The sequence below is a fragment of the Pseudomonas sp. GW456-12-1-14-TSB6 genome (genome assembly GCF_059424205.1).
The window spans coordinates 265,218-284,634 of the sequence record NZ_JBWKZE010000003.1; the positions used below are offsets into that span (position 1 = coordinate 265,218).

15 protein-coding genes are annotated in these 19,417 nt (G+C 63.5%); 10 read left to right on the plus strand and 5 right to left on the minus strand.

Annotated elements, in window-relative coordinates:
* The first annotated feature begins 6 nt into the window (after positions 1 to 6).
* The 4 genes from AC07Y2_RS04370 to AC07Y2_RS04385 all read left to right on the plus strand — a co-directional run bounded on the left by AC07Y2_RS04370 (position 7) and on the right by AC07Y2_RS04385 (position 3,368).
* A complete protein-coding gene (locus tag AC07Y2_RS04370) occupies positions 7 to 717 on the plus strand; it encodes an ABC transporter ATP-binding protein (protein ID WP_064599743.1) in 711 nt (236 codons plus the stop codon).
* A gap of 1 nt (position 718) precedes the next feature.
* The gene (locus AC07Y2_RS04375; protein WP_085648658.1) at positions 719 to 1,984 is read left to right on the plus strand and encodes an ABC transporter permease; all 1,266 of its coding nucleotides are present in this window, start codon (positions 719 to 721) and stop codon (positions 1,982 to 1,984) included.
* Between the two features lie 11 nt (positions 1,985 to 1,995).
* Positions 1,996 to 2,514, plus strand: a complete 519-nt coding sequence (locus tag AC07Y2_RS04380) for a DUF3299 domain-containing protein (protein ID WP_103385524.1) — start codon at positions 1,996 to 1,998, stop codon at positions 2,512 to 2,514.
* Positions 2,515 to 2,669: 155 nt separating this feature from the next.
* Positions 2,670 to 3,368: an OmpW/AlkL family protein gene (locus tag AC07Y2_RS04385; RefSeq protein ID WP_039771940.1), complete on the plus strand. Its 699-nt coding sequence runs from the start codon at positions 2,670 to 2,672 to the stop codon at positions 3,366 to 3,368.
* A gap of 177 nt (positions 3,369 to 3,545) precedes the next feature.
* Here the strand turns inward: AC07Y2_RS04385 and AC07Y2_RS04390 are convergent, their stop codons facing one another.
* Positions 3,546 to 4,475, minus strand: a complete 930-nt coding sequence (locus AC07Y2_RS04390; protein WP_103385510.1) for an NAD-dependent epimerase/dehydratase family protein — start codon at positions 4,473 to 4,475, stop codon at positions 3,546 to 3,548.
* Positions 4,468 to 5,352: a sugar nucleotide-binding protein gene (locus AC07Y2_RS04395; RefSeq protein WP_039771944.1), complete on the minus strand. Its 885-nt coding sequence runs from the start codon at positions 5,350 to 5,352 to the stop codon at positions 4,468 to 4,470. The genes AC07Y2_RS04390 and AC07Y2_RS04395 overlap by 8 nt, the downstream gene beginning before the upstream one ends.
* Before the next feature lie 179 nt (positions 5,353 to 5,531).
* On the opposite strand from AC07Y2_RS04395, the gene AC07Y2_RS04400 reads away from it, so the two are divergent.
* On the plus strand, positions 5,532 to 9,827 hold the full coding sequence (locus tag AC07Y2_RS04400; protein WP_103385511.1) for a DEAD/DEAH box helicase: 4,296 nt from the start codon (positions 5,532 to 5,534) through the stop codon (positions 9,825 to 9,827).
* On the opposite strand, the gene AC07Y2_RS04405 is transcribed toward AC07Y2_RS04400, so the two are convergent.
* On the minus strand, positions 9,821 to 11,926 hold the full coding sequence (locus AC07Y2_RS04405; RefSeq protein WP_103385512.1) for a mechanosensitive ion channel family protein: 2,106 nt from the start codon (positions 11,924 to 11,926) through the stop codon (positions 9,821 to 9,823). The genes AC07Y2_RS04400 and AC07Y2_RS04405 overlap by 7 nt on opposite strands.
* Before the next feature lie 331 nt (positions 11,927 to 12,257).
* Here AC07Y2_RS04405 and AC07Y2_RS04410 point away from each other — a divergent pair, with 331 nt between their 5' ends.
* From AC07Y2_RS04410 to AC07Y2_RS04430, 5 genes are all read left to right on the plus strand, one after another.
* Positions 12,258 to 13,469, plus strand: a complete 1,212-nt coding sequence (locus AC07Y2_RS04410; RefSeq protein ID WP_103385513.1) for an MFS transporter — start codon at positions 12,258 to 12,260, stop codon at positions 13,467 to 13,469.
* A 101-nt stretch (positions 13,470 to 13,570) separates the two neighbouring features.
* Entirely contained in the window at positions 13,571 to 14,497 is a 927-nt protein-coding gene (locus tag AC07Y2_RS04415; protein ID WP_039771950.1) for a DUF72 domain-containing protein, read from the plus strand.
* A complete protein-coding gene (locus tag AC07Y2_RS04420; protein WP_039771952.1) occupies positions 14,494 to 15,291 on the plus strand; it encodes an endonuclease/exonuclease/phosphatase family protein in 798 nt (265 codons plus the stop codon). The genes AC07Y2_RS04415 and AC07Y2_RS04420 overlap by 4 nt, the downstream gene beginning before the upstream one ends.
* Positions 15,288 to 16,574, plus strand: a complete 1,287-nt coding sequence (clsB, locus tag AC07Y2_RS04425; RefSeq protein ID WP_103385514.1) for a cardiolipin synthase ClsB — start codon at positions 15,288 to 15,290, stop codon at positions 16,572 to 16,574. The genes AC07Y2_RS04420 and clsB overlap by 4 nt, the downstream gene beginning before the upstream one ends.
* A complete protein-coding gene (locus AC07Y2_RS04430) occupies positions 16,571 to 17,572 on the plus strand; it encodes a lysylphosphatidylglycerol synthase domain-containing protein (RefSeq protein WP_103385515.1) in 1,002 nt (333 codons plus the stop codon). The genes clsB and AC07Y2_RS04430 overlap by 4 nt, the downstream gene beginning before the upstream one ends.
* Here AC07Y2_RS04430 and AC07Y2_RS04435 read toward each other — a convergent pair.
* Together AC07Y2_RS04435 and AC07Y2_RS04440 are read right to left on the minus strand one after the other, a co-directional pair.
* Complete coding sequence (locus AC07Y2_RS04435; RefSeq protein WP_007955615.1) at positions 17,560 to 18,318, minus strand: alpha/beta hydrolase family protein; 759 nt, start codon at positions 18,316 to 18,318, stop codon at positions 17,560 to 17,562. The genes AC07Y2_RS04430 and AC07Y2_RS04435 overlap by 13 nt on opposite strands.
* Complete coding sequence (locus tag AC07Y2_RS04440) at positions 18,308 to 19,414, minus strand: DUF3182 family protein (protein ID WP_103385516.1); 1,107 nt, start codon at positions 19,412 to 19,414, stop codon at positions 18,308 to 18,310. The genes AC07Y2_RS04435 and AC07Y2_RS04440 overlap by 11 nt, the downstream gene beginning before the upstream one ends.
* Positions 19,415 to 19,417: the final 3 nt, after the last annotated feature.

A 19,417-nucleotide genomic window follows, 5' to 3' on the forward strand; every position in this document is an offset into this window, starting at 1 on the left:
GGCGCCATGACCCAAGCACTCATCGAACTGTCCGACCTGGGCTTCAACTGGCCCGGTCACCCGCCGCTGCTGGACATCCCGGCGTTTCGCCTGGAAGCCGGCGAAACCCTGTTCCTCAAGGGCCCCAGCGGCAGCGGCAAGACCACCCTGCTCGGACTGCTTGGCGGGGTGCAGAAACCCGGTCGCGGCAGCATTCGCCTGCTCGGCCAGGAACTGACCGAACTGGGTGCCGGCGCCCGGGATCGCTTTCGGGTCGACCACACCGGCTACATTTTCCAGCAGTTCAACCTGTTGCCCTTTCTCTCGGTGCGCGAGAACGTCGAGCTGCCGTGCCACTTTTCGAAGCTGCGTGCCGAACGTGCGAAGCAACGCCACGGCAGCGTCGATCAGGCCGCCGCCACCCTGCTCGCCCACCTGGGTTTGAAGGACGAAAGCCTCCTGAGTCGCCGCGCCGATTCGCTGTCGATCGGTCAGCAGCAACGCGTCGCCGCAGCGCGCGCATTGATCGGGCAACCGGAACTGGTGATTGCCGACGAACCGACCTCGGCACTGGATTACGACGCCCGGGAAAACTTCATTCGTCTGCTGTTCGCCGAATGCCGCGAAGCTGGCTCGAGCCTGTTGTTCGTCAGCCACGACCAGAGCCTCGCGCCGCTGTTCGACCGTCACCTGTCCCTGGCCGAACTCAATCGCGCCGCCACGTCTGCCGAGGTCTGAGATGTATCTGTTCCGTCTGGCCATGGCCAGCCTCGCCAACCGGCGTTTCACCGCCCTGCTCACTGCTTTCGCCATTGCCCTTTCCGTCTGCCTGCTGCTGGCCGTGGAACGGGTGCGCACTGAAGCCAAGGCCAGTTTCGCCAGCACCATCAGCGGCACTGACCTGATCGTCGGCGCCCGTTCCGGTTCGGTGAACCTGTTGCTGTATTCGGTGTTTCGCATCGGCAACGCCACCAACAACATCCGCTGGGACAGCTTCGAACACTTCGCCAGCAACCCGAAGGTGAAGTGGGCGATCCCGATGTCCCTCGGCGATTCCCATCGCGGCTACCGGGTGATGGGCACCACCGAAGCCTATTTCGAGCATTACCAGTACGGGCGTCAGCAACATCTGCAACTGGCGGATGGCCGCGCCTTCGCCACCGATCCGTTCGAAGTGGTGCTCGGTGCCGAAGTGGCCGAAGCGCTGCATTACAAGCTCGGCGACAAACTGGTGCTGGCCCACGGCGTGGCGGCGATCAGTCTGGTCAAGCACGATGACAAGCCGTTCACCGTGGTCGGCATTCTCAAGCGCACCGGCACCCCGGTGGACCGCACGCTGCACATCAGCCTCGGCGGCATGGAGGCGATCCACATTGACTGGCACAACGGCGTGCCGGCCCGTGGCAACGGGCGAATCAGCGCCGATCAGGCACGCAACATGGACCTGACGCCGCAAGCCATCACCGCGTTCATGCTCGGCCTCAACAGCAAGATCTCGACCTTCGCCCTGCAACGGGAGATCAACGAGTTCCGTGGCGAGCCGATGCTGGCGATTCTGCCGGGCGTGGCCTTGCAGGAGTTGTGGAGCCTGATGAGCACCGCTGAAAAAGCGTTGTTCGTGGTCTCGCTGTTCGTGGTGCTGACCGGGCTGATCGGCATGCTCACGGCGATTCTCACCAGCCTCAACGAGCGTCGCCGCGAAATGGCGATCCTGCGTTCGGTGGGCGCGCGACCGTGGCACATCGCAAGCCTGCTGGTGCTGGAAGCGTTCGCTCTGGCGCTGACCGGGGTGATCGCCGGACTGGCGTTGCTGTACGTCGGCATCGCTGCGGCACAGGGTTATGTGCAGGCCAATTACGGTCTGTATCTGCCGCTGGCCTGGCCAAGCGAGTATGAATGGACGCTGCTCGGTGGCATTCTGGCGGCCGCGCTGCTGATGGGCAGCGTGCCGGCCTGGCGCGCGTATCGCCAATCTCTGGCCGACGGCCTGTCGATCCGTTTATGAGGATGTTCACCATGCCCCGCGCCGTGCTTGCGCTGCTGTTGCTGGTCGCCCTGCCCGTGTGGGCGGCGGCGCCGAAAGACCTGACCTGGTCGGAGATGATCCCGCCGGACGCAGCGCCCGAAGTGCCGAACATGACGCCGCTGCATGACCTGTCGAAGATGGGCGATGCGCTGCCCGCCGAGTCCGCGCCGGCCGCCAAACAGGACATGCCCAACGCCCCCGTGGTGCAAAGCCTCGACGGCCAGAACATCCGCCTGCCGGGCTACATCGTGCCGCTGGAAGTGAGCGAAGAGGGCCGCACCACGGACTTCCTGCTGGTGCCGTATTTCGGCGCCTGCATCCACGTGCCGCCACCGCCATCGAACCAGATCGTGCACGTGAAAAGCGAACTCGGCGTGAAGCTCGACGAACTGTATCAGCCGTACTGGGTGGAAGGGCCGTTGCAGGTCAAGCAGTCCACCAGCGAACTGGCCGATGCCGGGTATCAGATGGAAGCTGACAAGATTTATGTGTACGAACTGCCGGAGTAAATCTGCTGGTTCTTTATTGCTTGTCAGCGATGAGGCCATGAAAGTTCCACAAAAATCCGGGGCATCACTGTTTCATTGAGCTGAGTCAAAAGACCGTATCAGACGGATTCGTACCATAGGACATCAAACATTTTTAACGTCCTTTGGGAGCTTCCATGAACAAGTCCTTGCTCAGCGCCTCGCTGTTTGCCCTCGCGCTCGCAGCCCCGCTCGCCCACGCCCACGAAGCCGGCGACATCATCGTTCGTGCCGGTGCGATCACCGTCAACCCGAAGGCCGACAGCTCCAGCGTCAAGGTCGATCAGGGTCCGCTGAGCGGCACCAACCTGGGCGGCAAGGCGACCATGAGCAGCGACACCCAACTGGGCCTGAACTTCGCCTACATGCTGACCAACAACATCGGTATCGAGCTGTTGGCCGCCTCGCCGTTCGAACATGACGTGAAGCTCAAGGGCACTGCCCTGCCAGCCGCCAACGGCAAACTCGGCACCCTCAAACACCTGCCGCCGACCCTGAGCGTCGTCTACTACCCGCTGGACGCGAAGTCGGCCTTCCAGCCGTACATCGGCGGCGGCATCAACTACACCTGGATCTACGACGAGCACGTCGGCAGCGAAGCCCAGTCCAACGGTTTCAGCAACTTCAAGGCGAAAAACTCCTGGGGCCTGGCCTGGCAGGTCGGCGCCGACTACATGCTGACCGACAACATCATGCTCAACGCCCAGGTGCGCTACATCGACATCGATACCCGCGCCACCGTCGAGAACAACGCCGTGGCCCCGGGCACCCGTGCACGGGTGAATGTGGACGTTGATCCCTTCATCTACATGGTTGGTCTAGGCTACAAGTTCTAAAGAACGTTCACGTGGTGGTGAATGAGGCTTGGTGGCGGGCAGCTCAGAACTGACGGCGATGTTTCGCAATCGACCGGGGAGCAAGCTCCCTCGCTACAGGAAACCGGTTTGAAACCCGAATTCCGGCCGTGAAAAAGGCGCCTGTCAAAAGGCGCCTTTTTCATGTCCGGGAGAAACTCAGCGGCCGAGCAGACGGGCCAGGCCGACGCTCATCGGCGTTGGCGTCGGGCACTTGAATCGCTCCAGCAGCCGGCGGTTGTTCGCCCGCGAATGACGGATGTCACCGGAGCGCGCCGGACCGTAGCTGACGGGCGGCAACTCGCCGACCACCGCTTCGAGCGCGGCCAGCATCTGCTTGAGGTTGGTCGCCTGATTCCAGCCGACGTTCACCGCACCGACGTCCACTTGCGGCGTCTCGATCGCCTGCACCAGCACATCGACCAGGTCTTCGACGTACATGAAATCCCGGGTCTGCTCGCCATCGCCGAACACGGTGATCGGCAGGCCTTTCTGCGCGCGTTCGCTGAAGATGCTGATCACCCCGGAGTACGGCGAGGACGGATCCTGGCGCGGGCCGAAGATGTTGAAGAAACGGAAGATCGCCGGTTCCAGACCGTGCTGGCGGCGGTAGAAATCGAAGTACTGCTCGCCGGCCAGTTTGTCCGACGCGTAAGGCGTCAACGGTGCCTTGGGCGTGTCTTCGTCAATCGACTCGCCTTCGCCATTGTTGCCGTAGACGGCCGCGCTGGAAGCATACAGCACGCGTTTGACGCCGGCCTCGCGCATGGCTTCGCAGACGTTCAGCGTGCCGATGAAATTGCTCTGGTGGGTTTTCACCGGATCGTCCACCGATGCCTGCACCGAAGCGACGGCGGCGAGGTGTGCGACCGCGCTGCAACCCTGCATTGCCTGTGCGACCAATGCGGCATCGGCCACATCGCCGACGATCAGTTCGACCCTGGGATTATCCAGCGGCAGATTGCTGCGCTTGCCGGTCGACAGGTCATCGAGGATCCGCACCGAATGGCCCTTGGCAAGCAGCGCGTCAGTCAGGTGCGAGCCGATGAAACCGGCACCGCCGGTGATGAGAACAGGGCCTTCAGCCATGACGATAAAACCTATCCAGTAAGCCCGGGAGTGCGGCACGCCAGGCGCGCGGCTTGATCCCGAAGGTGTGCAGAATTTTCTTGCAGGCGAGCACCGCGTGTTGCGGTTCTTCGGCGGCATCCGGCCGCGCGGCGTGGGCCTGGGCGGTCGGCGCTTCGATGGCCAGCGGGTGCAGGCTGCGCGCTTCGGAGAGAATCGCCTGGCCCAGCGCCAGCGGCGTGGTCGCCTCGTGGCCGGCGTAGTGGTATGTGCCCCACAGCGGCGCGGCGCAATCGAGTTGTTTGAGCACCGAAATGATCACCCGTGCCGCATCATCGACCGGCGTCGGGTTGCCGCGCCGGTCGTCTGCCAGGAGTAATTCATCCGGTTGCTCGGCACGGGCCAGGAAGCGTCCGAGGATCCCTTCCGGGCTGTCGTCGAGCAGCCAGCCAAAGCGCAGCAGCACATGTTGCGGGCAAGTGGCGCGAACGCTCTGTTCGATCCGCCACAACGCCTGACCGCGCAGGCCCAATGGCACCGGTTCGTCCTTTTCGCTGTAGGCGGTGGCGCGGGAGCCGTCGAACACTCGATAACTGGACGGCTGCACCAGCACGATGTTGTGGTGCTGGCACAGTTCGGCCAGGCGTTCGATGGCGCGTTCCTGCCCGGCCAGACGGCTTTCACTGACGACCTCGGCCTGGAACCAGTCGAAATAGTAGGCAAGGTTGATCAATGCATCGGGACGGGTGTCGTCGAGCAATTGGGTCAGGCTCGCGGCATCCCAGCCGTCTTCGGGCGGGCGGGGGGCGAGGAAACCGATGTCTTCCTCCGCACCGAGGCGAATCAGCGCCTGCCCAAGGGCATTTCCGCCGCCCAGTAACATAAGGCGCATTCGCATAGAGTCAGCAGGCCCAGTCTGATTGGAACGATGGCTTTGGCGACGATGCTTTGTGACACCGTCGTCGATAATTGCCGGAATCGTTGCATTTTGCGGGTTTAGTGCGCAACCGTCACCCGTAAAGTGTAGATCCCGAGCGGTACTTGCAACTTCGCCCACCCACCCGCATAACTGGAGCCATGAATCTGCCCCTTCCCACGGACGCGGCGCTGGCAGGCTTTCACCCCGCCGTCAGCGCCTGGTTCAGCAGCACCTTCCCGACGGTAACCGCCGCCCAGGCCCGCGCATGGCCGTTGATCCGCCAGCGCCGTTCGACGCTGATCGCCGCGCCCACCGGTTCCGGCAAGACCCTCACCGCGTTCCTTGCCGTGCTCGACGAACTGGTCCACCGCGGCCTGGAAACGCCTGACGGCCTGCCGGACGAAACCCTGGTGGTCTACGTTTCGCCGCTCAAGGCACTGTCCAACGACATACGCATCAATCTGCAGAACCCGCTGGCCGGGATTACCGAGCAGTTACGCCAGATGGACCTGCCGGCGCTGGAAATCACCACCGCCGTGCGCACCGGCGACACCCCGCAGAAAGACCGCGCCGCCATGCGCAAGAGCGCGCCGCACATTCTGGTGACCACCCCGGAATCGCTCTACGTGCTGCTCGGCTCCGAGTCCGGGCGCAAAATGCTCGGCACCACGCGCACGGTGATCGTCGATGAAATCCACGCCATCGCCGCCGGCAAACGCGGCAGTCACCTGGCCTTGAGTCTCGAACGCTTGCAGGCGCTGTGTCCTGAACCGCTGACCCGCATCGGCCTGTCGGCCACGCAAAAACCGATCGATGCGGTGGCGCGGTTTCTGGTAGGCCATGGGCGCCCGTGCGAAATCATCGACATCGGCCACGCGCGCCCACGGGATCTGGGCATCGAAGTGCCGCCGGTGCCGCTGACGGCGGTGATGGCCAACGACGTCTGGGAACTGGTCTACGACCGCCTCGCGGCACTGGCCCGTGAACACCGCACCACGCTGATTTTCGTCAACACCCGACGTCTGGCCGAGCGCCTGAGTCGACACCTCAGCGAACGCCTCGGAAAAGACGCGGTGGCGGCGCACCACGGCAGTCTGGCCAAGGAGTTTCGCCTCGACGCCGAACAACGGCTCAAGCGTGGCGAGCTGCAAGTGCTGATCGCCACCGCATCGCTGGAGCTGGGCATCGATATCGGCGAAGTCGACCTCGTCTGCCAGATCGCTTCACCGCGCTCGATTGCCGGTTTTCTGCAACGGGTCGGCCGCTCCGGGCACCAGGTCGGCGGCACGCCCAAGGGGCGCCTGTTCGCCACCACCCGCGACGACCTGATCGAATGCGCTGCCCTGCTCGACTGCGTGCGCCGGGGTGAACTCGATACGCTGCACATACCCGAAGCGCCGCTGGATGTGCTGGCGCAGCAGATCATCGCCGAGGTCAGTTGCCAGGAATGGGCCGAAGACGATTTGCTCGCGCTGTTCCGCCGGGCCGAGCCCTACGCCCGCCTCGACGAAAAACATTATCAGGCGCTGCTGGGCATGCTCGCCGAAGGCTACAACGGCCGTCAGGGCATCCGCAGCGCCTACCTGCACCGCGACGCCGTGAGCCGAACCCTGCGCGGACGACGCGGCGCACGGCTGACCGCAGTCACCAGCGGCGGCACCATCCCCGACAATGCCGACTACAGCGTCTTGCTCGAACCCCAAGGGCTGAACATCGGCAGCGTCAACGAAGACTTCGCCGTGGAAAGCATTGCCGGCGACGTGTTCCAGCTCGGCAACGCCTCTTATCGGATCCTGCGGGTGGACTCCGGCAAGGTGCGGGTCGAAGACGCCCAGGGCCTGCCGCCGACCATTCCGTTCTGGCTCGGTGAGGCGCCGGGACGCAGCGATGAACTGTCGGCGGCCGTGGCGCGCCTGCACGCGCAGCTGGATCAACTGCTCAGCGCCAGCCCCGGCAACCTGCAACCGGCGCTCGATTGGCTGACCGACACCCTCGGCCTGAACCTGGCCAGCGCCGAACAACTGGTGGATTACCTGGCCCGCGCCCGCCTCGCCCTCGGCGCCTTGCCGTCGCGGGACACGCTGCTGATGGAGCGGTTTTTCGACGAGTCCGGCGGCACCCAGCTGATCATTCACTCGCCGTTCGGCAGTCGTATCAACCGCGCCTGGGGCCTGGCCCTGCGCAAGCGTTTCTGCCGCACCTTCAACTTCGAATTGCAGGCCGCCGCCAGCGAAGACGCGATCGTGCTGTCGCTGTCCACCAGCCACAGTTTCGAACTCGATGAAGTCTGGCGTTATCTGCACAGCAACAGCGCCGAGCACATCCTGATTCAAGCGGTGCTGGATGCGCCTCTGTTCGGTGTGCGCTGGCGCTGGAATGCCGGCGTGGCGCTGGCCTTGCCGCGCTACACCGGCGGGCGCAAGGTCGCGCCGCAATTGCAGCGGATGAAAAGCGAAGACCTGATCGCCAGCGTGTTTCCCGATCAGATCGCCTGCCTGGAAAACCTCGCCGGTGAACGGGAAATTCCCGAGCATCCGCTGGTGGAACAGACCCTCGACGATTGCCTGCACGAAGCGATGGACAGCGAAGGCTGGCTCGAACTGCTGCGGCGCATGGAGCGCGGCGAAGTGCGCCTGATCGCCCGCGACCTGCCGGCGCCCTCGCCGTTGGCGGCGGAAATCCTCAGCGCCCGCCCCTACACCTTTCTCGACGATGCGCCGCTGGAAGAGCGGCGCACCCAGGCCGTGCTCAACCGCCGCTGGAGCGACCCGCAATCCACCGATGACCTCGGCGCGCTGGACGCTGACGCAATCAACGCCGTGCGCGAAGAAGCGTGGCCAACGCCGAACAGCGCCGATGAAATGCATGAAGCGCTGATGAGCCTGGCCTGCATCAGCGACGGCGAAGTCGAGGCCAATCCGCAATGGCGCGAGTGGCTGAATGCTTTGGCCGAAACCGGGCGAGCCTGCCGATTGCAGATCGATCCCGAGCACTCACTGTGGCTGGCGAGAGAACGCCTGACCTGTCTGCAGGCGCTTTATCCACAGGCGCATTCTGAACTGGCCGCGTTGCCCGGTTTCGACGAAGCATGGACCGCCGATGAGGCACTGATCGAAGTGATCCGCGCGCGGCTCGGCGCATTCGGTCCGCAACCGCTGGTGGCGATTGCCGAGCCGCTGGCCCTGATGCCGGCCGCTGTTCATCAAGCCCTCGCTCATCTGGAGCGTGAAGGTTATGTACTGCGCGGCCGCTTCACGCCGGGATCGACCGTTGAAGAATGGTGCGAACGGCATCTGCTGGCGCGCATTCACCGCTACACCGTCAAGCGTCTGCGCCGGGAAATCGAGCCGGTGGCGTTGCAGGATTTCATGCGGTTTCTGTTCGACTGGCAGCATGTGTCCCCGTCCACCCGTGGTCAGGGCAACGCCGTATTGCCGGTGATTGTCGGCCAATTCGAAGGCTACCCGGCCGCCGCTTCGGCCTGGGACAGCGACATTCTTCCGGCGCGGCTCAAGGATTACTCACCGAGCTGGCTGGATGATCTGTGCCGCAGCGGCAAACTGGTATGGACGCGCCTCAGCGCCCGGCAAAACAGCAGTGGCACGGCATTGCGCAGCACGCCGATCGTGTTGCTGCCGCGCACTCAGGTCGGCTTGTGGAGTGCACTGGCCGAACAGACGCCGGTCAGTGAACTCTCGCCCAAGACCCGCAAAGTTTTCGACGCACTAAGTCAGCACGGCGCGCTGTTTTTCGATGAACTGATTCATGAAGCGCACCTGCTACGCACCGAGCTGGAAATCGCCTTGCAGGAACTGGTCGGCGCCGGGCTGGTGAATGCCGACAGCTTTGCCGGATTGCGGGCGCTGATCACCCCGGCGAGCAAGCGCCAGCAGCGCAGCAGTCGGCGCGGGCGCGGGGCGCTTGTCGGTGGCATGGACGATGCCGGGCGCTGGGCGTTATTGCGTCGCGGGCCGGTTGTGGAAAACCGACAAACAGCGTCGCCCGAAACACTTGAACATGTCGCCGTGACCTTGTTGCGTCGCTACGGCGTGGTGTTCTGGCGCCTGCTGGAACGCGAAGCCGATTGGTTGCCGAGCTGGCGCGAACTGCTGCGCACATTCCATCGCCTGGAAGCCCGGGGCGAGATTCGTGGCGGGCGTTTTGTCAGCGGTCTGGCCGGCGAGCAATTCGCCCTGCCCGAGGCGATTCCGTTGCTGCGCGAAGTCCGCCGTCGCCCCCATGACGGCAGCCTGATCGCGGTGTGCGGCGTCGATCCGCTGAACCTCGCCGGCACCTTGTTGCCGGGGGCGAAAGTGCCGGCACTGGCGAGCAATCGGTTGGTGTATCGCGACGGATTGCCGGTCGCTGCCGAGGTCGCGGGCAAGCCGCAATTCTGGGTGGAACTGGACTCCGCCGCCATGAGCGAAATCCGCAACAGGCTCACCCGTCACTGAGTGCGCGCCTGCTCCGGCAACACCACCGACGAATGCGCCGGCGCCACCTCTTCTTCCTGGCGCTTGGGCAGCAAAACCTGCTGTGGATAAGTCTGGGCGAAATGCACCCACGGGCTGTTATCCACAAGCTTTTTCAGACGCTGATTGAACGCGCGGCTCACCGCATACTGCCCGCCCGACACCGTGCGGAATTGCGCGGTCAGCACCACGCCGTTCAGGTCCATCCTGTCCACCCCGAACACATCCAGCGGCCCTTGCAGGTTGTACTTGAGGAACGGGTCTTCGCGAATCGAATCCCCCGCCTCGCGGATCAGCTCAATGGCCTTGTCGACATCAGTGTCATAGGTGAACTGCACCGAGAAAAAGGCGAACGCAAACTGCCGCGATTGGTTGGTCACGGCCTTGATCTGGCCAAACGGCACCGAATGCACGAAGCCCTTGCCATCGCGCAGGCGCAGGGTGCGAATGGTCAGGCCTTCGACCGTGCCGGCATGCCCGGAATCGAGCACCACCCAGTCGCCGATCGACAGGGTGTCTTCAATGATGATGAACAGCCCGGTGATCACGTCCTGCACCAGTTGCTGCGAGCCGAAACCGATGGCCAGGCCGACCACCCCGGCACCGGCCAGCAGCGGTGCGACGTTGATCCCGAGATTGGCCATGGTGGTGATCGCGCAGATCACCACCAGGATGATTTTGATCGCATTGCGCAGCAGCGGCAGGATGGTTTTCACCCGGGTGCTGGGCTGGCGCGCCGAGCGTTTGCTGACCGGTGGTTTGAGTGCTTCCTGAATCGCCGTGTCGAGCACCACCCACAACAGCCACGTCACGAGGAAGATCAGGCCGATGCTGCTCAGCGCATTGCTGATCGCCCGACCGACCGTGCTGCTTTGCGCGAAGTCGAGCAGCGACACCCCCCAGATCCGCCCGAGAATATCGATGAACGCAATCGCAATGACGATCCGCAGCAAGGCGTGCAACAGGCTGAGAAAGCGTTCCTTGTAGGCACTGCTGCGCTGGATCGCCTCGGCCCTGCGCGACTTGAAAAGATGTTGAAGAATCGTGCTGAGAAACACCGTGCCGATCAGCAGCACCGTGGTGAACAACGCGCAGCGCAAGGCTTTCTGATTATCTTCGCCGATGCCGATCAGATTGACCGCCGAGACCAGCACCATCAGCACGATCGGCCAGTACCAGAGCCCGGAAAAAATCCGCAGCGACTCCTGCATCGACGGTTGCTTCAGGCGCTGGGCCAGCGGGCGATTGCGGATCAGGTGCGCCACCGGCCGACGCAGGCGAATCACCAGCAGGCCGAAGATGATCGACGCCAGCAGACCGGTGAACACCGCAATGCTGCTGGTGATGTTGCCGCCCAGTTGCCGGGCGATCTGCGGGCTGGTCAGGGCGTCACTCAACGCGGCGAGAAAGCCGATCAGGAACAGCGGTTTCGGGCAGTAGTCGCGGATGATCTGCACGGCGCGGCGCTTGTGGCCGACATTGAACATCACCACCACGCACAACAGCATCGACGTGGAAAATATCCCGCTGCTGGTGGCGTAGGCAAAACACAGCGCCAGCGCTCGCCCCACCGAGGCCGACAGAAAATGGCTGACGTACAGGGTCAGCGGCAGGCAGATCAGCGCGGGCAGCGTGTAGGGCAACAGGTAACCGAGCAGGTCCTGACTGCGCTGGCGGGTGCGCAGCCAGCGCCCTTCCCGCAGACGCTTGCCCAGCACGCTGCCGAGCACCGTCAACACGGCAAACGTGCCCAGCCACACGCCGGACAGCATCAGGAAATCCCCCGCCACGCTCCAGCCCGAGCGGTTCGAAGGTTGATTGACCAGCCTGTCGACTTCATCCGCCGCCCGATCGGCGCGCAGGCGCCAGGCGTCGACCAGATGCTCGTTGAGGTCGAGCTTGTCCTGCACGTCGTCGATGCTGGAACTGATGGCGCCGAGCAGTCCGCCCTGCACGATGGGCTCCGGTTTGGCCGGCTCTTCACTGGCCGCCGCAACGCCCGGCAGGCTGGCGGCTTGCACTGCATGGCCGCCGAACAACAGCAATGCCCCCAATAGAATCGCGATCCTGAACCTGGTCAAAACGCAGAGCTCCCTTGGTTGAACCTGTAAGGAACTGATCGGTTTTGGCCCGGCAAGTTCGGTTTTGATCGTTCCCACGCCCACGCCCCCTCACTGATCGTTCCCACGCTCTGCGTGGGAATGCAGCCAGAGACGCTCCGCGTCTCGAAGAGCGGACGCAGAGCGTCCACGGAGGCATTCCCACGCAGAGCGTGGGAACGATCACCTTGCGATCACCTCAAGGGGCTGATATTTGCGTCGCACGCAAATATCAAATGCCCATCCCTGTATTTTTCCACCCCCACCAAACCCCGACACTGCGCTCCATTCAATCCTCAACCGGAGTGCCGTCATGCCCATTGCCCTGCTCGCGCTGACCCTCAGCGCTTTCGCCATCGGGACGACCGAGTTCGTCATCGTTGGCCTGCTTCCCACCATCGGCGCCGATCTCGGCGTCAGCCTGCCGTCCGCCGGTCTGCTGGTCAGTCTGTATGCCCTCGGCGTAGCCATCGGTGCGCCGGTGCTGACCGCCCTCACCGGCAAGGTCCCGCGCAAACTGTTGCTGCTGTCGCTGATGGTGCTGTTCACCCTCGGCAACCTGCTGGCCTGGCTGGCGCCGAGTTATGAATCGCTGGTGCTGGCGCGGATCGTCACGGGTCTGGCCCATGGCGTGTTCTTTTCGATCGGCTCGACCATCGCCACCAGTCTGGTGCCCAAGGAGAAAGCCGCCAGTGCGATTGCGATCATGTTCACCGGCCTGACCGTGGCGCTGGTCACCGGCGTGCCGCTGGGCACGTTCATCGGTCAGCATTTCGGCTGGCGTGAAACCTTCCTCGCCGTGTCGGCACTCGGCGTAATCGCATTCATCGGCAGCCTGCTGTACGTGCCGAACAACATTGCCCACAGCAAACCGGCGACGCTGTTGCAGCAATTGCAGGTGCTCAAGCAACCACGCCTGTTGCTGGTGTACGCCATGACCGCCATTGGCTACGGCGGCTCGTTCATCGCCTTCACGTTCCTGGCGCCGATCCTCCAGGACATCTCCGGTTTCAGCGCCGGCACCGTCAGCCTGGTGTTGCTGGTGTACGGCGTGTCGGTGGCGGTCGGCAACCTCTGGGGCGGCAAACTGGCGGACAAACGCGGGCCGATCAGCGCACTGAAAATCATCTTCGCCCTGCTCGCCGCCGTGCTGTTCGTGCTCACCTTCACCGCCGCCAACCCGTGGCTGGCACTGGCCACCGTGCTGGTCTGGGGCGCGGTCGCCTTCGGCAACGTGCCGGGCTTGCAGGTGTACGTGGTGCGTCAGGCTGAACATCACACACCGCACGCCGTGGATGTAGCATCGGGGCTGAACATTGCCGCGTTCAACCTCGGGATTGCCGGCGGTGCGTGGGGTGGTGGTTTGATCGTCGAGCACATCGGCCTGATTCACACCGCGTGGATCGGCGGCCTGGTGGTGCTGGTGGCACTGGCCCTGACGGCCTGGAGCGGTCGCCTCGATCGCCTGGGCCCGGTATACGCCGAACCCGCCGAAGGCTCGGCCCGGATCGTCACCGGGCACTGATCAAGCCAGCCCGACCGTCCGTAATCCCGTCGAAACTTTCCGCGACCGCCCGCAGTCATCCACAGACAGAGGCCGTATGGGGACTTTCGACGGGAGGCGGCATGGCTACGATTCACATCGGTATTTCAGGCTGGCGTTACGCCCCGTGGCGCGGGGACTTTTACCCGAAGGGGCTGGCGCAGAAACGCGAATTGCAGTTCGCCTCACGGGCGGTCAACAGCATCGAAATCAACGGATCGTTCTATGCCCTGCAACGGCCGGAACGCTACGCCCAGTGGTACGCCGAAACGCCGGACGATTTCGTGTTCAGCATCAAGGCACCCCGTTTCATCACCCACATCCGCCGTCTGCGCGATATCGAAAAACCCCTGGCCAATTTCTTCGCCTCCGGGGTGCTGGAACTGAAGGAAAAACTCGGGCCGGTCCTTTGGCAATTCCCGCCCAACTTCACTTTCGACCCCGAGCGTTTCGAAGCCTTTCTCGACCAGTTGCCCCACGACACCCAGGCCGCTGCCGCCCTCGCCCGTCAGCACGACTCACACCTGCACGGCCACGCGAGCCTGAAGGCCTACGGCAAAAAAACGCTGCGCCATGCCGTGGAAATCCGCAACGACAGTTTCATCGATCCCGACTTCGTGCGCCTGCTCAAGCGCTACAACACTGCGCTGGTGATCGCCGACACCGCCGGGAAATGGCCGTACCGCGAAGACCTGACCAGCGATTTCGTCTACCTGCGCCTGCACGGTGCCGAAGAGCTCTATGCCAGCGGTTACACCCGCGCCGCGCTGCAACGCTGGGCCGAACGGATCGACGCCTGGCACCACGGCAGGCAACCGCGCGACGCCCATTTGATCGCGCCGCGCCTGAAGCCTCGGGCCCGTAAATCCCGCGAGGTTTTCTGCTACTTCGACAACGACATCAAGGTTCGCGCGCCTTTCGATGCCCGCAGCCTGTTGCAGCGTTTCGATCTGGATAAAAACCTTGAAACCGTGCCCGGTGAGCCAGCCGCCGAAGGGGTACTCGCATGAGCATTCCCGAGCCGCTCGGCTTCACCGACGAGCAGTCCACGGTCATCACCACCGAGCGCCGTTTCACTGTGCTGACGGTAAACACCCACAAGGGTTTCACCGCCCTGAACCGGCGCTTCATCCTGCCGGAATTGCGCGAAGCGGTGCGCAGCGTGTCCGCCGACGTGGTGTTTCTTCAGGAAGTCCACGGCACCCACGAACATCATCCCAAGCGCTACAACAATTGGCCGACGATGCCGCAGTACGAATTTCTCGCCGACAGTCTCTGGCCGCAGTTCGCCTACGGCCGCAACGCCGTGTACCCGGAGGGCGATCATGGCAATGCGGTGCTGTCGAAATTCCAGATCGTGCGCCATGACAACCTCGACGTGTCGATCAGCGGCCACGAAAACCGCGGGCTGCTGCATTGCGTGCTGCGCCTGCCGGGAGACGACCGTGAGGTGCACGCGATCTGCGTCCATCTGGGCCTGCGCGAAAGCCATCGCAACGATCAGTTGGCTCTGCTGAAAAAGCGCCTGGCCGAACTGCCTGAGGATGCGCCGGTGATCGTCGCCGGCGATTTCAACGACTGGCGCCAGCGCGCCGATGCCTTGCTTGAACCCTGTGGCCTGCGTGAAGTGTTTGCGGCGCATCACGGCAAACCGGCGCGCAGTTTTCCGGCCCGCATGCCGTTGCTGCGCCTGGACCGGATCTACGTGCGCAACCTCAAAGCCAGCCAGCCCAAAGTGCTGGCGAACCGTCCCTGGTCACACCTTTCCGACCACGCACCGCTATCGGTGGAGATTGAACTATGAGCAGTGCACCGTTGGAGAAATCCGCCGTAGAGCCGGTCAGCATCAACCCACCCGTGCGCCAGCCCGGCACCGTCGATGTCGAGTATCGCTGGCAGGGTAACAACCGCGTCGAGTTGCTGGAAAACGGCGAAGAGTATTTCCCCCGGGTCTTCGAAGCGATGCGCGCAGCAAAAAGCGAAATCCTGCTGGAGACCTTCATCGTCTTCGAAGACAAGGTCGGGAAAGAGTTGCAGGAAATTCTGATCGATGCCGCCCGCCGTGGCGTGCGCACCACCGTCAGCCTCGACGGCTTCGGTTGCGGCGAATTGAGCACCGGTTATCTGGCCGCGCTGAGCGAAGCCGGCGTCCACCTGCAGATCTTCGATCCGGCCCCCAAGCATCTGGGTATTCGCACCAACTGGTTCCGCCGTTTGCACCGCAAGATTGTGGTGGTCGACGGGCTGGTTGCGTTCATCGGCGGGATCAATTTTTCCGGCGATCATCTGGCCGATTTCGGTCCCGAAGCGAAGCAGGATTACTCGGTGGAAATTCAGGGCCCCGCGGTGGCCGACATCCATCATTTCGCCCTGCTGCAAAGCGGCCGTCCGGGACGGGCGAGGTTCTGGTGGCAACGCCGTCGACAGCGGCGCGCCGAGATGGCATTCGATGATCACGACGGTCAGGTGCGTCTGGTGTTCCGCGACAACGATCGCCACCCCACCGATATCGAAGATGTCTATTTGCAGGTACTGCGCCGCGCCCAACGGCGGGTGGTGATTGCCAACGCCTACTTCTTTCCCGGCTATCGCCTGCTGCGCGAAATCCGTAACGCTGCCCGGCGCGGGGTCGAGGTGCGGCTGATTCTGCAGGGGCAGCCGGACATGCTGGTGGCCAAGCTCGCCGCGCGCATGACCTACGACTACCTGCTCAAGGCCGGGGTGCAGATTCACGAATATTGCGAGCGGCCGCTGCACGGCAAAGTCGCACTGGTGGACGAGGAATGGAGCACCGTCGGCTCGAGCAATCTCGACCCGCTGAGCCTGTCGCTGAACCTGGAAGCCAACGTGCTGATCCGCGACCGCGCCTTCAATCGCCACCTGTTCGAACGCCTCGAAGACCTCAGCCACAACCACTGCAAGGCGATGGACGCCACGAAATCGCCACGCGGACGGATCTGGCACATGACCGTGGGCTTTCTGGTGTTTCACTTCCTGCGGCATTTTCCGGCCATGGCCGGTTGGCTGCCGGCGCACAAGCCACGACTCAAACCCTTTTCCCATGCCGCCGGGAGCGATCCTTCATGAGCCATTCCGAAGCCCACGCAGCCGTGCATCCGGCACCGGCGAGCAAGTCCCGCTGGAGTCGCTGGAAACGTCCGCTGACCCTGTTGTTCTTTCTGGCGCTGATCGTTTTGCTGACGATGTTCGCCAGTCGCATCGAATGGGCCGAAGTGCTGCAAACCCTCGCCGACTTCAAGGTGCGCACGCTGATCATCGCCTCCAGCCTGACCTTGCTGAGCTTTCTGGTGTACGCCAGTTTCGACCTGATCGGCCGCACCTACATTCGTCAGGACCTGACGTGGAAACAGATCCTGCCGGTGGGCGTCATCAGCTATGCGTTCAACCTCAACCTCAGCGCGTGGGTCGGCGGGATCGCCATGCGTTATCGGTTGTACTCGCGGCTCGGGGTGAGCAAAAGCAACATCGCCAAGATCCTCGGCCTGAGCCTGGCGACCAACTGGTTCGGCTACATGACCATCGCCGGCGTGGTGTTCGCCAGCGGGCTGGTGCGCATGCCACCGGGCTGGAAAGTCAGCAGCGGCGCGTTGCAGGGCATTGGCGTGTTGCTGCTGTTGGTCAGTGTCGGTTATCTGGTTGCCTGCCAGTTTTCCCGGCGTCGCGAGTGGTCGATTCGCGGGGTGGAAATCAACCTGCCATCGCTGCGCATGGCGGTTCTGCAATTGCTGCTCGGGGCGCTCAACTGGTCGTTGATGGCGGCGGTGATTTTCACCTTGCTGCCGAGCAAGCTCGACTATCCGCTGGTGCTCGGGGTGCTGCTGATCAGTGCGATTGCCGGGGTCATCACCCACATTCCCGCCGGGCTGGGCGTGCTGGAGGCAGTGTTCGTGGCGCTGCTGCAACACGAGGCCTCACGCGGCAGTCTGGTGGCGGGGCTGCTGGCGTATCGGGCGATTTATTTCCTGCTGCCGCTGCTGATCACCGTGCTGATGTACCTGGTGGTGGAAGCCAAGGCCAAGGCGTTGCGGATCGAGAAGAAACCCAAATCTGATCAGCGGGACTGAATGATGCTCAACCGCTCACCCACCACCATCTCGGTGATCCAGTCGACCAGGATTGAGGTGTAGGCCTGCTGAGAGGTCGGATCGCTCAGGGCATGGTCGGCGCCGTCGATGATGCGGTGGGTCAGCGAGTGGGTCTGCTGGCACGCGGCGCGGTAACTCATGATGGTCGCGTGGGGCACGTAGTCATCGGTTTCCGACTGCACCAGCAGCACGTCCCCGGTGAATTGCGAGCAGGCGTGCAAGGCGCGGTTGCTGTCGGCGCGCACCAGGGTGCCGCGATAGTCGCGCAGGTCGGCCTTGTCCAGATCGCGTTTGGGCGTGTGCCATTGCTCGTCGCGATACAGCGCCGGCACCCGCAGCGCCAGCCAGCGCACCGGGCGCAGCGAGGTGAGGATCGAGGCGAGATAACCGCCATAGCTGGTGCCGACCACCGCGATGGCCGAGGTGTCCAGCGCCGGATGGGCGAGCAGCCGATCGTAGGCCGCCAGCAAGTCACGCAGGTTGTCTTCACGGGTGACCCGGCTCAGCGGAATGCCGGTGCCGCCGGTGTGCCCGCGCAGGTCGAACGTCAGGCACACGCAACCCAGGCCGGCGATGCCTTTGGCCCGTTCCAGATCCCGCTCCTGACTGCCGCCCCAGCCGTGCACGAACAACACACCGGGGACTTTCGATTTGGGACTGAGAAACGTCCCGCTCATCTGTTCATCATCAATGTCGATTTGAATGCTTTCGCTTCTAGCCGTCATAGGATTTGACCGTTACGTATTTGAGGAGAAAGTCGCTGTTCTCTGCCGGCCCGCGATACACCTCGATGGCATCCGCCGGCAGGTCCTGATCGGTATAGGTTTCCACCGACGACACGCGGATCGCGCGCATCGAGGGATCGTTGACGAAACTTTGCAGCGCCGCCACTTCCGCGCTGCTGGCGCCGCCCATGCGCCAGGACTGCTCGAGCACGCCACTGCGCGGCCGGCCTTCGCTGTCCAGGCCCTGGGCGATGTCGTAATTGCGCCGCGAGGCATAGAAACGCGGATAAGCTTCGTCCGCCGCCCGGTCGAACACCTGCGCCTGCTGAATGGCCAGACGCACGTCGTCGGGCAGATCCAGCGTCAGCAGATCCTCGTAACCGCCCTGCACCACCAGCAGGTTCGAGCCGCCGTACACCTCTTCACCGTGGGCGTCCTTGGTCAAGTATTGATCACCGCAGTAACTCAGCACCCGGTCGCCGATGAACGACTGACCAACGCTGTGGGTAACCACCTGACTCAAATCCTGCTCCAGCACCACGCCATCACTGAACAATGCTTCAGCCTCGGGTCGGGCGAGGATTTCGTCGAACGCATCGAGACTCTTGATCACTTCCTGACCCCGCCCGGCACAGGCGTGGATGGGCTTGATCCGGATCGGGCCGCTGTACAACAGATGTTCGGCGGCGGGCCGTGCATCCTCCAGCGCAAAAACACTGAGCCCGTCCAGCACCACGGTGCGCACCCGCTCGGAAAACAATGGCGACCAGCCTTGCGGCGCATGGGCCTGATGGCTGAGCAAACCGTGGCTGATGGCTTTGGTGCAGATGAAATCGTGCTCGACAAAACCGCCCCACAAATCGTCCGGGCCGCTCACGCCCAGTTCGCGGGCCGCAGCGCCAACGAGGGTCTGGGTCGGCAGCAGATAAATATCCCGGCCGCGATGTTTTTCAGCGTCGTAACTGCCGCCGAACTTGAGGCCGAGGATCTGCGCCAGCCATCGCGCGAGGGCCTTGTTGGTCTGCACTTCATGTTGTGGTGCGCCGGGCCGGACCGAATGGGCGACGACCACTTTCCTGCGGGATGTCGGGGTCATGCG